This window comes from Nostoc sp. 106C (genome assembly GCF_002154725.1).
GTDB lineage: Bacteria > Cyanobacteriota > Cyanobacteriia > Cyanobacteriales > Nostocaceae > Aulosira.
In genome coordinates this window covers 18242-32519 of record NZ_MTAW01000202.1, presented here as the reverse complement: position 1 = coordinate 32519, position 14278 = coordinate 18242, and the positions used below count along the sequence as shown (strand labels likewise).

Here is a 14278-nt window from a genome sequence, read left to right as displayed (position 1 = left end):
ACTCAGAACTCAGCTCTCGTTACTCAGCACTTTCAATAATGGGACTCATCCAACAACTGCGACGACGAACACCTCTAGGATGGCTACAACTAAGTCATGAAAAAAGTCGGCTGCTAGTAGCATTGTCAGGTATTGCTTTTGCTGATGTTCTGATGTTCATGCAGTTTGGTTTTCAAAGTGCTTTGTATGACAGTAACACCAGACTACATCACAGTTTGCTCTCAGATATCGTTGTTATCGGCTCCCAAACCCGTAATCTGCAAAGAATATCTACTTTTTCTCGACGGCGACTTTACCAAGCTATGGATATACCTGGGGTGAAGTCAGCAGAGGCAATTTATATTGGCACGATGATTTGGAAAAATCCCCAAACACGACGTGACACAGAGATTCTTGTGATTGGGTTCAATCCAGACAAGCCAACTTTTGATTTACCAGAAGTTAATCAACAATTACAGACAATTAAACAACCATATACCGTCTTGTTCGATCGTGGCGCTAGAGGAGAATACCAAAAAACAATTGCCCAACTGGAACAGGGTAAGCCTGTAAAGACTGAAATTGAACGCCGGACGGTAACAATTAGTGGTTTATTTAAAGTCGGGGCTTCCTTTGGGGCTGATGGCACTTTGATGACTAGCGATGAGAACTTTCTGCGGCTATTTCCCCGACAACTAGCCGGCAATGTCAGTGTCGGTTTAATTCAGTTGCAACCCAGTATTGATCCCCGGCAGGTAGTAGCAGCGTTAAAATCTCATCTGGGAAATGAGGTCAAAGTGCTGACTCATGAAGAATTCATTGAATTTGAGAATGACTTTTGGCGAAGAAACTCTCCCATTGGATTTATTTTTAACTTGGGTGTTTCGATGGGTTTTTCCGTAGGAGTGATTCTTGTTTATCAAGTTCTCTCTACGGATGTGAATGCCCATGTGAGAGAATATGCCACTTTCAAAGCAATGGGTTATCGCAATTTATACCTGCTAACTGTGGTGTTTGAAGAGGCAGTTATTTTGGCTATTTTAGGCTTTATCCCCGGAACAGCAGTATCTTTGGTACTTTATTATCTAACTTGCAATGCCACCAACTTACCAATGTACATGACTGCGGCCAGGGCTTTATATGTACTATTTCTGACTATTATTATGTGTGCCATTTCTGGGGCGATCGCTACTCGTAAGTTACAGTCTGCTGACCCCGCTGATATGTTTTAAATGCAATTTGTCATTGATCATTTGCCCCCTCATCCCCTGCGATCCTTAGTTCCTACTTATGGCTAGCAAACCAGCGATCTCGATCCGCAATCTCGACCACTACTTTGGTCACGGTCAACTCCGCAAGCAAGTTTTGTTCAATATCAACTTAGAGATTAACAGTGGTGAAATTATCATCATGACAGGACCATCTGGATCTGGTAAGACGACACTTCTGACCTTGGTGGGTGGGTTGCGTTCTCCCCAGTCTGGTAGTTTGCAGGTCTTAGGGCGAGAACTTTGCGGTGCTAGTGCTCAGGAATTAGTAGAAGCTAGACGCCGTAACGGTTATATTTTTCAAGCTCACAATTTGCATGGTAGCTTGACAGCAATCCAAAACGTCAAAATGGGCTTGGAACTGCACCAGTATGTTGAATTATCTGAAATGCGCATTCGTGCAGCCCAAATACTAGAGCACGTAGGATTAGGACATCGGCTGCATTACTACCCCGATCAGCTATCGGGAGGACAAAAACAACGAGTAGCGATCGCTCGTGCTCTAGTCAGTTATCCGCAAATTGTCTTAGCTGATGAACCTACCGCTGCTCTTGATAGTCAGTCGGGTCGAGATGTGGTCAATTTGATGCAGAAGTTGGCTCAAGAACAAGGCTGTACTATCCTCATGGTTACGCATGACAACCGGATTTTAGATATTGCCGATCGCATTGTGCATCTAGAGGACGGAAACTTAAAGTCAAAAGTTAAAATTGCCAATTAAAAATATAAAATCAATAATAATTTTTTATTTTAATTACCAATTGTGGCAAGAAGGTTTTAATAGCCACAGCACAGGCGCTGGATATTTCTAGACCCTACCAAGATCCTCAAATGTTTCCTAACTAACAGTCAAACTTTCTTTGATAGAGTACTAAGGAGCCTCAACAATTTGGCATTAGAAAAAGAACCTATGCGGTTCTGTTGGCAACAGCAATCCTTCTGACACCGAAATAAAGGTGCCAAATGTACGATGATTGAAAACCTGTTCCATGCTTATACTCCTTTGTTCACCTGGATTGGCTTAGGACTGTTACTGTCTCGGTTTATCCCCGATAGTTTTCTCAAATTACTAGGGTACGGGCTTTACTGGGTAGGAGTTCCTCTACAACTTTTCGTGCTAGCACGTCACACTGATTTATCTCATGGTGGACTAATACCTGCGATCGCAGTGGCCATATTACTGCTGAGTCTTTTCCTAGCATTGCTAATTTGGTGGGGATTGCAATCTGTAGCAAGTCGAAAAGTGCAACCAGAACAGGTCAGTTTAGATTTGCCTGTCGAAACTTCCTTATCCAGCGTAAACTCCTTAGCACGGGCAAGTTTAGGTAGTTTTATTTTGGCTACCATTTTAGGCAATACAGGCTTCGTCGGATTGACACTGGCTCAGGTGCTGACTGGCCCAGCAAATATGGACTGGGCAGTATTATTCAGCGTCACCAACAACGTTGTGGGCACTTACGGTATTGCTGTTTTAATCGCTAGCTATTTTGGCAACAAACAAACCAAAAACCATTGGTGGATTCAGTTGCGGGATTTGTTAACCGTCCCTAGTTTGTGGTCATTTTTTATTGGCTTAAATACCCAATTTATCAAATTGCCTGAAGTGGTTGAGTCAGGGCTAGAACAAGCTATTTGGGTAGTAATCGCCTTTGCTTTATTGCTGGTTGGTCTGCGGATGAAAGCAATGAAGGGCTGGAAAAGCCTAAAAATGGCTTTAGTTGCCAGTATGTTGAAAGTTGTCATTATACCTATACTAGTAGGATTAAGTGCTACCTATTTAGGTGTGATTGGCGAAGCACGTTTGGTACTAGTGCTGATGTCCGGTACACCCACAGGGCTTTCTGTATTAATTTTGGCAGAAGTTTATGACCTAGATCGGAATTTATTGGCGAGCAGTATTGCCTTAACTTTTGTGGGATTACTGCTAGCACTTCCTTTGTGGCTTGCCTGGTTTGGCTAAAATTTGTAACAGTATAAAAATAATTCCTAGGAGTGATAAATTAAACTTAAAAAACAGTTAAACTAAGCTTTGTTCCCTGCATAGATTTGCCTTAGGCTACACATTAGTACTCTCAGCTAGCTAATACAGTTAGATTAATTATCGTTCCCGATTCTTGACAATACGGCAATTAGGGTTTAGTCTCTGGACAATTTACTGAGATTTATCTTTTTACAAAACATTTACTTCAATTGGGAAACACGAGTAGTAGTAAGCTAGTCTGTTGTCCACAGAAGTAAAGTTTTTTGTGGCTCTATGAATATCGAGGATCGCACTAATAATTTTCAAAAAAAATTGATTGGTTTTAATATCAAAGGTTTTACAGCCAATTGCCGTGCAGCAAATTTGTTGATGGGTATGTTTGCGGCTTTGCCAGTCTCTTTAGCATTGCCTGTAGATGCATTGCAGGTACAAGTAAATCCTAATAATCCTCAGTTGGGGGATACAGTCTCGGTGATGATTAATTTAGATAATCCTGAGAATGCTAACAATCCAACAGTAATTAGCGGCGATAAGACTTACCCTGCATTTAAAATTGCACCCAATCAATATCGGGCTTTGATCCCCACAACTCCCTTGGAAAAAGCTGGAACCAGAACACTCCGGATTTCAGGGGATGGACAGGTGCAAAACTTATCAGTACAAGTAGGAAAACGTACATTTCCCGTACAACGCATTAATTTACCACCAGGAAAAGCCGGAGTAGATGCTACAGAGTTTGAACTCAAACGTGTAGCAGCTTTCAAAGCTCTACAAACTCCTCAAAAGTATTGGAGTGGCACTTTTTTGAAACCAAATGGTGGACGGATTAGTACAATTTATGGTGTACGCCGCTACTATAATGGTAAATTTGCAGATGATTATTATCATCGTGGCGTTGACTACGCTGGTGCAGCGGGTTCACCCGTAGTTGCCCCAGCCGCGGGAAAAGTTGCTTTGGTAGGCAAAGTATCCCAAGGGTTCCGGGTTCACGGTAATGTAGTTGGTATTGATCACGGTCAAGGAGTGACAAGTATTTTCATGCACCTAAGTCGCATTAATGTCAAAGAAGGCGATTTTGTTAAAGCGGGTCAGTTAATTGGCGCAGTAGGTTCAACAGGTGCTGCTACTGGTCCACATTTACACTGGGGTCTGTATGTCAATGGGTTATCTGTTGATCCAACACCTTGGCGCACTAAGGTTGTTGAATAGCAGAGACAAGATTGATTGCGACTGTACATAAATTGTATATTTTTTTGCCTATAATTAGGCAAAATAAACTAGATTGGTACCGTCCCTACCTTGCTGCGGTGGCTTAAAGATGATTAGCGTTATGAGTATTGAAAAAATTGTAGAACAAGCTCTCCAGGATGGTTATCTGACACCAGCAATGGAAGCAGAAGTCGGGCGTATCTGTGATAACGCCTCAGAACTGTCAATAGAAGAGTATATGGCGCTGGATCGGCTAATGGGAGCGCTACTGACTGGCGAAGTTGTGGCGGTACCTCGCAAACAATTCATTAACGTCATGGAAGAGTTGGTACTAACAGAAGCGATCGCCCGCGTAGCAGAAATTGAAGCTACTAGTGAAAGCTCATTGGACGTTGGGGATATTGCTGCTTACGCTCTTAATCGTCTTCCCCCGCTATACGCCACTACCGAAGAAGGTGCTAACTACCAGCGCCAAAGGGCTAAGGCAGAACTTCAAGAATTAATTTCTCACCAAATAGGTGAGGCGATTGGTCGTAACCTTGACCAACCCAATGACAACAGAACGCCAGTATTGGGCAAAAGCACTGGAAACGAAGTTTTACGCCAAGTTAGTAACTTGCTCCAAGTCTACGCACCTACTTTTGAGCAAAAATCATCATCTTAATCATCAAGAGTCCATAGTCCACAGTCAAGGGTCAAGGCTCTATTGATCATTGACTGTGGACTATTGGCCAAATTATTCACGCACTATCACTGCTGTCCCCACGCTGACTTGCTTGTATAGCAATCGCACATCAGGATTGCGCATTCTTAAACAGCCGTGAGAAATAGCACTTCCCATAACGTTGGTGTCTGGGGTACCGTGAAACCCAATTTCATTATGTCCATCTGACCAAAAACCAATCCATCGGTCTCCCAGAGGACTATCGGTACCAGGTGCAAATACTTTATTAGTAATTGGATGACGCCATATAGGGTCATGTTGTTTGTGCATGACTTGAAAAGTACCTGTAGGCGTTTCCCAACCTTTCTTACCCACAGCAACAGGGTAGCTGGCTATGACGACATCTGAGCGGTAAACATAGGCGCGGCGATCGCTTAAATCAACTACCACTTGCCTCTTACCGGATGTCAGCCCACCAGTATTCAATAGTTTTTGTTGAGCCAAAGCTTGAGGTAACAGCGACTGCGGCAGAAAAGACATAATTGGGTTCTGTTTTTGTTCTGGCAAGACTAGGCTAGTCTTTTGCGATTCTTCGGTTCCTAGAGCTACATTTGTGCTGGCTGTTCCCGGCTTACTATTATGAAGCTTTGTTGATGAGGACTTGGGTGTAGCTCTTCTTTGTGTGCGTTCGCTAGGAAGTATAGATGCTCCCAACGCGCTTGCTGCCTTTAGGCTTGCTTTAGATGACTTCTCATGGCTTTTGTTCGTGGAGGCTAGCTGCTCAAACTGCTGTTCTGTTGTCATAACGCGCCAATGGACAAGCAAAGATAAAATTGCTGTCCCAAAACAGAGCCACATTATTATCCGCGTTACAGATTCATTTCTTACCATTGCCACCACCTTTTTTTGATCCCTGACATATCCGGTTGGCTAATTCGATTTCTTCACTGTTAACTCATCAAAAATTTATCAATACTTATTAGTTTCCTTATCAATCTACCAATACCTGTGGGCACACTAAGGCTATGCAGAAGTCCCAGTAAGAATAACTCTAAATAAGAGACTTCATTCCTTGGAACTCTTGAGGTGCAGCAATCAATCATTAATGGTGTGGGTGGGAGTGAGACCATGTTTGAAAAACTATTGCTAGCAGTCACGATTACATTTTCCCTTAATTTCTTTTTGCAAGTTCGTGTACCCAATCAAGATCAGACTGGTGCTAATTATCAGCAGCACACAGAAACATCAGCAACAATTTTAGTCACAATACCAGATAAATAAAAGTCCTAGCAGTTACAGCAACCTCAATTACACAAATTCTTGCCTTGTGACTAGATAAATGTTGCGTATCTGAAACTTTGTATATTTTTCTGTCTTGAAAAAAACCGTCATACTCTTTTTCATCCTAAGTTTGGATTTTCCTGTTTTTCTTGGCACACTTTTTACCTTAGATGTCAAGCGTATAGTGCCAGATGTCAGTAGCAGCACAAATGTAAGTAAGATTGCTGTGCTGATAATATCTACTAAATTATGGCTAAAAACCATGCTGTGTCATAGGTAGAGCCAAAAAATGATTAGTTAGATTGTTATAAAGTGACCCAAACTTATATACCGCATTGTTCCAGTCATAAATCCGTCCCTGATTGTGGAACTTCTTACCAATTAGCAGGTCTAATAGTAAGGGATGATTTAAAGCCAGTACGATCTATGAGTCAATCGATTACTGTATCCTGGTCAACGGTTGATGCGAGGTGCCCAGAAGCATCAGTGCAAGTTGACAAACTCTCTAATCACGATTTAATTTTGCGCTGTCAAGCTGAACTGCGTCCCGATCGTGCTGCGTTTGCAGAATTATTGCACCGTTATCAAAGTCAGGTCGATAGAGTGCTATACCACTTAGCACCAGATTGGGCTGACCGAGCTGATTTAGCTCAAGAAGTTTGGATTCGAGTGTATCGGAATATTAACCGATTACAAGAGCCAGCTAAATTTCGGGGCTGGTTAAGCCGCATTGCTACCAACTTGTTTTACGACGAGTTGCGCAAACGCAAGCGGGTTGTTAGTCCCCTGTCGCTAGATGCTCCCCGCTCGGTAGATGATGGTGAGATGGATTGGGAAATTGCTGGAGATACTCCCGGACCAGAGGAAGAACTGACAACTAGAGAATTTTACGAGCAGTTGCGAGAAGCGATCGCCGATTTACCAGAGGTGTTCCGTACTACTATTGTTCTTAGAGAAATCGAAGGTATGGCATATGAAGAAATTGCCGAAATCACTGGAGTTTCTTTGGGAACTGTGAAGTCGAGAATCGCTAGAGCTAGATCCAGATTGCAAGCCCATCTGCAAAATTATCTAGATTCATGAGTTACAGTATTTTTCCTCTGCCAAAGGGCAGAATTTAAGCATTAATTAATAATGTTTAATCATTGTGCAGAAGGCTTAAAGATAGTCTGCTATTAGGAAAAAAATTGATGAATTTCTCAAAAATATTCACTGTCTTTACCCGTGTATGAATTGGTAATAATGTTAAGATGACTACTGATTCTCAGTTTTACGACCGTTCTCGCTTGCAAATTCCTCAAGATTTAGCAGATGGAATGGCTAAGCATACCAATGAATCAACGGGTGCTATGGATGATATGGTGAAGCGCGATCGCTTCGAGTTATTGAGTGCTTACCTCGATGGTGAGGTAACAGCTGCCGAACGTAGACAAGTAGAAGAATGGCTGGCAAACGATGCCTCCGTTAAATGCTTGTATGCCCGATTGTTAAAGCTACGGCAAGGCTTGCGAACTATGCCCGTGCCCGCCGCTGAACAGCCCATAGAAAAAACAGTCCAGCAAGTTATGGCTCGTTTGCGTCGCCGTTCACAGTTAGCTTGGGCATTTGGAGGTGCTGCCATTGCTGCTTGTGTAATTGGCTCAGTATCCGGCATCATCCCTAGTGGCGATACCAGGACGCTGCAACTGGCTCAACAAAGAATAGAACCCACACAAAAAATGCCAGAACCTGCTGCTGTTCCTGCATCACCGCTGATGGTGGCCTTAAATAACCCAGTAATCGAAATTCCTAAAGCAGCAGTAGCCTCTCCAACAAAACCAGTGCATCACCAACAGCCTAAACAGGGAGATGTTGAACAGAATTTTAACTAATCGTCAAGTTATATCAAGTCCAGTTAATTACTTAATTATCTGTCATTGCGCTAAGCGAAGCCATGCTATGCTGGCACTCCGCTCGCAATGACAATTATTCTACAGGACATGATATTAAGAGTTAATTTCTAAAATTTTATCTAAACTTAGCTTTGCTTTAAACCGCAGCCACTCCACCAGTCATCAGCTTGAGGGATACCTTTTAGCTGGGTGATTCTTTCCGGCGACATGAAGTAAACCCAAGCAAAACCCAAGGATAGCCCTTGCAAATCGTATATCTCAATTTGCTGCCGATTATAGAGATTTTCTGATAAGTTTCTATGAGATTGGTAATCTTCCAGTTCATCTAGCTGATCTAAAATTTCTAAGTCGGCAAATGAGAGTAAATATCCTTGGACTTGGCTATTCTCTAGTGTCATGGCTGGATAACCCATCGGCAGCGCAAACAGTTTACCCTGAGTTATAGCTCTTTTGGTATCTATGACCTTAGCAGCACAGTATCTTTTATAATTAACTTCACCTGGTTTAAGAGTGCCGTAAACAAAAATACGCACTGTATCAGAAAATTTTATTTTTAATTCAGTCATAGCTTATTTTAACCAACTGAATTTGTTTGCCTAGCATCTACAATATGGAGGCAGACATAGACAAGATTCCAGTAGGAGCATTTTTGGTGGATTCCCGATATAACCCAGCAGCAATTGAGGAAAAATGGCAAAAAGCATGGGCAGAACTTGGCTTAGATAAAACACCTAAAGATAGAGACAAGCCAAAATTCTACGCTTTGTCCATGTTCCCTTACCCATCGGGCAGCCTACACATGGGTCACGTTCGTAATTATACAATTACTGATGTGATAGCTCGCCTCAAGCGAATGCAAGGTTACCGGGTATTGCACCCAATGGGTTGGGATGCTTTTGGTTTGCCCGCAGAAAACGCTGCCATTGATCGTGGTGTGCCGCCAGCCACATGGACTTATCAAAATATCGCCCAGATGCGGCAGCAATTGCAGCGTCTGGGATTGTCTATTGACTGGGACAGTGAATTGGCTACCTGTTCACCAGACTATTACAAGTGGACACAATGGATTTTCTTGCAATTTTTACAAGCAGGGTTAGCTTACCAAAAAGAAGCAGCAGTTAACTGGGACCCCATTGATCAAACTGTATTAGCAAACGAGCAAGTCGATAACGAAGGACGTTCTTGGCGCAGTGGTGCAAAAGTTGAGCGTAAACTCTTACGGCAGTGGTTTTTCAAGATTACTGACTACGCCGAAGAATTACTCAATGACCTAGATAAATTGACAGGTTGGCCAGAACGCGTCAAATTGATGCAGGCAAACTGGATTGGCAAATCAACAGGTGCATACCTGGAATTTCCCATCGTTGGGTTGGATGAAAAAATTAGCGTCTACACTACACGCCCAGATACAGTTTATGGTGTTAGCTACTTGGTATTAGCACCAGAACATCCCCTAACAAAGCGTGTTACCAAAAAAGAACAGCAAGCAGCCGTAGAAACCTTTATTCAAGAAGTTGCCAATCAAAGTGAGTTGGAACGTACTGCTGAAGACAAACCTAAGCGAGGCATTCCTACAGGTGGTAAGGCAATTAACCCATTTACTGGAGAAGAACTGCCTATCTGGATTGCTGACTATGTACTGTATGAGTATGGTACTGGAGCAGTGATGGGTGTGCCTGCTCATGATGCGCGAGATTTCAAGTTTGCTAATAAATATAATCTACCGATTGAGTTTGTGATTGTCGAACCCGAAGCAGTTGCAGATAAAGATTTAAGTGCAACAATACCCGATGAAAATGGTGAAGTCTCAAACATCATCCAAATTGAATATAACCAGGCATATACAGACCCAGGAATTTTAATTAATTCGGGTTCCTTTAGTGGCTTAGCTTCCACAGATGCCAAGCAAGCAATAGTTGAATACGCCGAACAACAAGGTTTTGGCAAAGCGCGGGTGCAATACCGCTTACGAGATTGGCTGATTTCGCGGCAGCGGTATTGGGGAGCACCAATACCAGTCATTCACTGCCCTAACTGTGGTATAGTACCAGTCCCTGACAAGGATTTACCCGTCGAGTTGCCACAAGAAGTGGAATTTACCGGACGCGGTGGTTCACCTTTGACACAGTTAGAAAGCTGGGTGGATGTGCCATGTCCAACTTGCGGTACTCCAGCCAAACGAGAAACTGACACGATGGATACCTTTATTGATTCATCGTGGTATTTCTTGCGGTTTCCTGATGCTAAGAACGCACAGCAAGTTTTTGATTCCAGTAAAACTAATGACTGGATGCCAGTGGATCAGTATGTGGGTGGGATTGAACACGCAATTTTACACTTGTTGTATTCACGTTTCTTTACTAAGGTACTGCGGGATAGAGGCTTGTTGAACTTTGACGAACCGTTCCAACGCCTGTTGACTCAAGGCATGGTGCAGGGTTTAACTTACATGAATCCCAATAAGGGCGGTAAAGATAAATGGATTCCTTCCCATTTAGTAGACCCAAGCAACCCGCGAGATCCTCAAACAGGGGAACCATTGCAACGCTTGTATGCCACCATGTCCAAATCCAAAGGCAATGGTGTTGCACCAGAAGATGTAATTAGCAAATACGGTATAGACACAGCCCGGATGTTCATCTTGTTTAAAGCACCACCAGAGAAAGATCTGGAATGGGATGAAGCTGATGTAGAAGGACAATTTCGCTTTTTGAACCGGGTTTGGCGCTTAGTAACAGATTACATTGCCGCTAGGGTATCGGAAAAGAAAGCCGATATCTCAAATTTGACGAAACCGGAAAAAGAATTGCGGCGGGCAATTCACATAGCTATCCAAGCGGTTACAGAAGATGTAGAAGACGAATATCAATTCAACACAGCTATTTCTGAGTTAATGAAGTTGAGTAATGCCCTTACTGATGCCAGCTGTAAAGATTCACCAATCTATGCGGAAGGAATTCAGAGTTTGGTGGTGTTATTAGCTCCTTTTGCACCACACATGGCTGATGAATTATGGCATTTATTAGGGAAAACTGATTCTGTCCACACTCAAGCTTGGCCATCTTTTAACCCTGCTGCTTTGGTAGCGGATGAAATTACTTTAGTAATTCAAATTATGGGCAAAACTCGTGGTGCAATTCAAGTGCCATCGCAAGCAGATAAAGCCGCCTTGGAAAAATATGCCCGTGAATCAGAAGTTGCCCAACGTTACATTGAGGGTAAAGAGATTAAAAAAGTAATTGTGGTGCCTGGGAAGTTAGTGAATTTTGTAGTCAGCTAAAGACACAGGAAGAGAAATAAGGGCAATAGCTAATAGTTGGTCATCTTTAACTACAACCATCACGCCCTTTTTCTGATTTTTTAGGTCATTAAATAAATCCTGAAAATTCCTAAGATGAGCGATCGCCTACTATCAAAAAGCCTTGGAACTCCAGCCCAACTGCGCTGAAGCCCATGTCAATTTAGGTAATGTCCTCCACGCCCAAGAAAAACTCTCTGTTGAACAACTAGCGTATTATGCAGCACTCAAACTCAAACTCGGCATGGCGCGGAAAAAAGCAGGTGATGGCAAAACTGCTATTGCTTATTATCGCCAGGCGATCGCCCTACAGCCTGACTTAGGAGAAGCTTATTACAACTTGGGTGTTGTGCTGCAAACACAAGGCGAATTAGCAGAAGCGATCGCTTCCTATGAAAAAGTTTTAGAATTGCACCCTGACAACGATGAAGTTTGCTTCAACTTAGCGAAGATTTACCAACAACAGAAGAACTTTCCCAAAGTGATCGCTGCTTACCGCCTTGGGCTTAAAATCATCAATCCCCAGTACGCAGTACACCCATGTCTGCTGATATTCCCCAAGTGATTCAAGATTTAACAGTGAAATTCCGTTACAACAATATTGAAAGTGTTAAGGCAATTTTTGCTCAACATCCTGGCAAGATTGCTTGTGTGATTTTAGAACCTGCAACAGTGGTAGCAGATAGATTTCATGTGATGATGCAAATAAATAAAGAAATAGACATCCAAAGAAAAATCGAGAAGAGAAATGTAGAAGAGCTAATTAAGAAAACAAATTTAGCCGATAAAAAAGCTGAATATGAAATTATTTTAGAGGATTTCTCTGCGGTGATACCTGTTGTACAGTCTTTGCTTACCATGCATTGAATGAGCGCATACCTTGATTTGTCATTGAAATTTTATTTTGGCAAAAATGCTTACAATCAGGTTTTATAAATAACTTTTTGACAAAATTGTCAAAAAATCTCTGTACTTTAGAGAACTACATAACTGTGTAAGATTTGCAAAGAGAAATGTGATATTTTAGTATTTTATAAATAAAATATTTGCAAAAATAGAGTATTAAATTACATGATTTTTTTAAATTAAGGACAATAATTTTAAAGGTTAAGTACTCACACAGCCAAAGTACATTTAAAAAACAAAGATTTTTTGCATAGTGAAATTTTACTCTAAGGTATCCTGAGAGCTACTACTTCAATAGCTTTTGAAATACTGTTTTATACCAATAGTTCGGACATTTTTTTACGTCTGTGCATAAATTACAGAAGCTGATATGTCATTATGGTATTTTTTTCACAGTTAATGCTAAAATTAAACCTGAGTAAAATACCTAAAAACAAGCATTTTGGTCCGGCATATTGTTATATTTACTTCTTGTAAAAAGCATAAAACACTTCTGAGTAACTTCCCGCCAAAATGGCTAAAATTATTGCAAGATTTTAATAAACAAATAAAAAATTGCGTTTAAAATAACCAAAAATCTATATAGGATAAGCATTTGAGTAATTTACACAATCTACAAAGATTACTTATTCATAAGATTTAATAACAGAGATAGCTTAGGTAAGCAGCGAAGTGTAGAGATACTGCACCCAGTTGGGCATTTTTTCAAAGGAGTACTTACTGAACGCACAAAGAAGCGATCGCTCAGAATGCATGAAGCTTGAAAACACTGGCGATACGATCCATTTAAATCTCCCCAGGCTTATAAAAAACTTTCCAATACTCGTCTTTTCTATACATAACCCTGCGTGGAGCTTAACCAAACAAGGTCGTAATTTCTGTTACATTTCTAGTGGATTGCCTAAAATAGCGTGTGCTTTTAAGAACTTTTATAATTTATTTTCAGAGAGTAATTTTTTTCATTTATACACGAAAAAGCGCTTGAGATTTTTGCTGACCCAAGCGCCTTCCCGTATAACTTTATACCAATTCACTTGTTTGATGCAACATCTGAAATCCGCAATCACCCCTGAAGAAGAGCACTGCGAGGATAACTTGTAACAAACATGCGGTGAAGTGGTATCACTCCTTGCACTAACTAAGAATATCTCTTCTATAATCATACTGGGAATCTAGTGAGTGACAGTTTATCAACTGACACTAGTTAAAATAGGCTCACGATGGATGGTGTCTATCAAGACCAAGCAAGAGCGTAAGCATTTTACGTATTTAGTATAAATAAGGACTATAAGTAGGCGATCGTTCACAAGGCATCAGCAACAGCCTAGTTGAGCAAAATACTGAGGTTGGTAGTTGTCAATTCCTTACCCATTAACCAGGAATCGATATCGGCTACGCTAGGCAATGCTTCGACATCTGAAATCGGTGATATTAGATTTTGCCCAAAAATCCTAAACAATTTTGCTTCTATAACGCCTTGGTTGGATTGGAAAGCTGATGAGGTAGTAGGTTATTCTCGCCACAATCCCGATCTCAACGTAGACTACAGGCTGCTTGTTGCTAAGCTAATCATTATTTAAACAGCATTCCCAGGTCTTCGCGATGCTACGGATTATGCAATTTAAAGGCACATTAGCTGATTAATCAGGGGCTTGACACTAAGATGTCTAGTATTGTACGTACCCTGGAATGAAAAGAGCCGTAAAAATGTAAAAAATGAAGCCAAAATGGCTCCAATTATTTAAGAAAATTAGTTAGAAACTGCGCAGGTTTGATTAAGGGATAATAAAAAAATTAGGA

At 41.5% G+C, this 14278-nt stretch carries 14 protein-coding genes; 12 read left to right on the top strand and 2 right to left on the bottom strand.

What is annotated here, in order from left to right:
• Window positions 1–38: 38 nt before the first annotated feature.
• The 5 genes from devC to BV375_RS30535 all read left to right on the top strand — a co-directional run bounded on the left by devC (window position 39) and on the right by BV375_RS30535 (window position 5101).
• The gene (gene devC / locus BV375_RS30555) at window positions 39–1211 is read left to right on the top strand and encodes an ABC transporter permease DevC (protein WP_086767525.1); all 1173 of its coding nucleotides are present in this window, start codon (window positions 39–41) and stop codon (window positions 1209–1211) included.
• A gap of 58 nt (window positions 1212–1269) precedes the next feature.
• A complete protein-coding gene (locus tag BV375_RS30550) occupies window positions 1270–1968 on the top strand; it encodes a DevA family ABC transporter ATP-binding protein (protein WP_086767522.1) in 699 nt (232 codons plus the stop codon).
• 249 nt (window positions 1969–2217) lie between these two features.
• Window positions 2218–3207, top strand: coding sequence for an AEC family transporter (locus BV375_RS30545; protein ID WP_086767519.1), 990 nt, complete (start codon window positions 2218–2220; stop codon window positions 3205–3207).
• A gap of 294 nt (window positions 3208–3501) precedes the next feature.
• Entirely contained in the window at window positions 3502–4437 is a 936-nt protein-coding gene (locus tag BV375_RS30540; protein WP_086767516.1) for a M23 family metallopeptidase, read from the top strand.
• A gap of 121 nt (window positions 4438–4558) precedes the next feature.
• The gene (locus BV375_RS30535; RefSeq protein ID WP_086767514.1) at window positions 4559–5101 is read left to right on the top strand and encodes a late competence development ComFB family protein; all 543 of its coding nucleotides are present in this window, start codon (window positions 4559–4561) and stop codon (window positions 5099–5101) included.
• A 72-nt stretch (window positions 5102–5173) separates the two neighbouring features.
• Here the strand turns inward: BV375_RS30535 and BV375_RS30530 are convergent, their stop codons facing one another.
• Complete coding sequence (locus BV375_RS30530; RefSeq protein ID WP_208096216.1) at window positions 5174–5992, bottom strand: L,D-transpeptidase; 819 nt, start codon at window positions 5990–5992, stop codon at window positions 5174–5176.
• 237 nt (window positions 5993–6229) lie between these two features.
• Between BV375_RS30530 and BV375_RS37335 the strand changes: the two genes are divergently transcribed.
• From BV375_RS37335 to BV375_RS30520, 3 genes are all read left to right on the top strand, one after another.
• A complete protein-coding gene (locus tag BV375_RS37335; RefSeq protein ID WP_166507569.1) occupies window positions 6230–6382 on the top strand; it encodes a hypothetical protein in 153 nt (50 codons plus the stop codon).
• A gap of 426 nt (window positions 6383–6808) precedes the next feature.
• On the top strand, window positions 6809–7465 hold the full coding sequence (locus tag BV375_RS30525) for a sigma-70 family RNA polymerase sigma factor (RefSeq protein ID WP_086767510.1): 657 nt from the start codon (window positions 6809–6811) through the stop codon (window positions 7463–7465).
• Between the two features lie 167 nt (window positions 7466–7632).
• The gene (locus tag BV375_RS30520; RefSeq protein ID WP_086767508.1) at window positions 7633–8253 is read left to right on the top strand and encodes a zf-HC2 domain-containing protein; all 621 of its coding nucleotides are present in this window, start codon (window positions 7633–7635) and stop codon (window positions 8251–8253) included.
• Window positions 8254–8399: 146 nt separating this feature from the next.
• On the opposite strand, the gene BV375_RS30515 is transcribed toward BV375_RS30520, so the two are convergent.
• Window positions 8400–8840 carry a gamma-glutamylcyclotransferase gene (locus BV375_RS30515; RefSeq protein ID WP_086767506.1) on the bottom strand — a complete coding sequence of 147 codons (441 nt, stop codon included), beginning with the start codon at window positions 8838–8840 and terminating at the stop codon, window positions 8400–8402.
• Window positions 8841–8926: 86 nt separating this feature from the next.
• On the opposite strand from BV375_RS30515, the gene leuS reads away from it, so the two are divergent.
• The 4 genes from leuS (at window position 8927) to BV375_RS30495 (ending at window position 14058) form a co-directional block, all read left to right on the top strand.
• Window positions 8927–11554, top strand: a complete 2628-nt coding sequence (gene leuS, locus BV375_RS30510) for a leucine--tRNA ligase (RefSeq protein ID WP_086767569.1) — start codon at window positions 8927–8929, stop codon at window positions 11552–11554.
• Between the two features lie 121 nt (window positions 11555–11675).
• On the top strand, window positions 11676–12137 hold the full coding sequence (locus BV375_RS30505) for a tetratricopeptide repeat protein (RefSeq protein ID WP_143842260.1): 462 nt from the start codon (window positions 11676–11678) through the stop codon (window positions 12135–12137).
• Window positions 12113–12439, top strand: a complete 327-nt coding sequence (locus BV375_RS39050; RefSeq protein ID WP_086767502.1) for a transposase — start codon at window positions 12113–12115, stop codon at window positions 12437–12439. Before BV375_RS30505 ends, BV375_RS39050 begins: the two co-directional genes overlap by 25 nt.
• Before the next feature lie 1367 nt (window positions 12440–13806).
• Window positions 13807–14058 (top strand): hypothetical protein, encoded by a 252-nt coding sequence (locus BV375_RS30495; protein WP_143842259.1) that lies wholly within the window; start codon window positions 13807–13809, stop codon window positions 14056–14058.
• Window positions 14059–14278 lie beyond the last annotated feature (220 nt).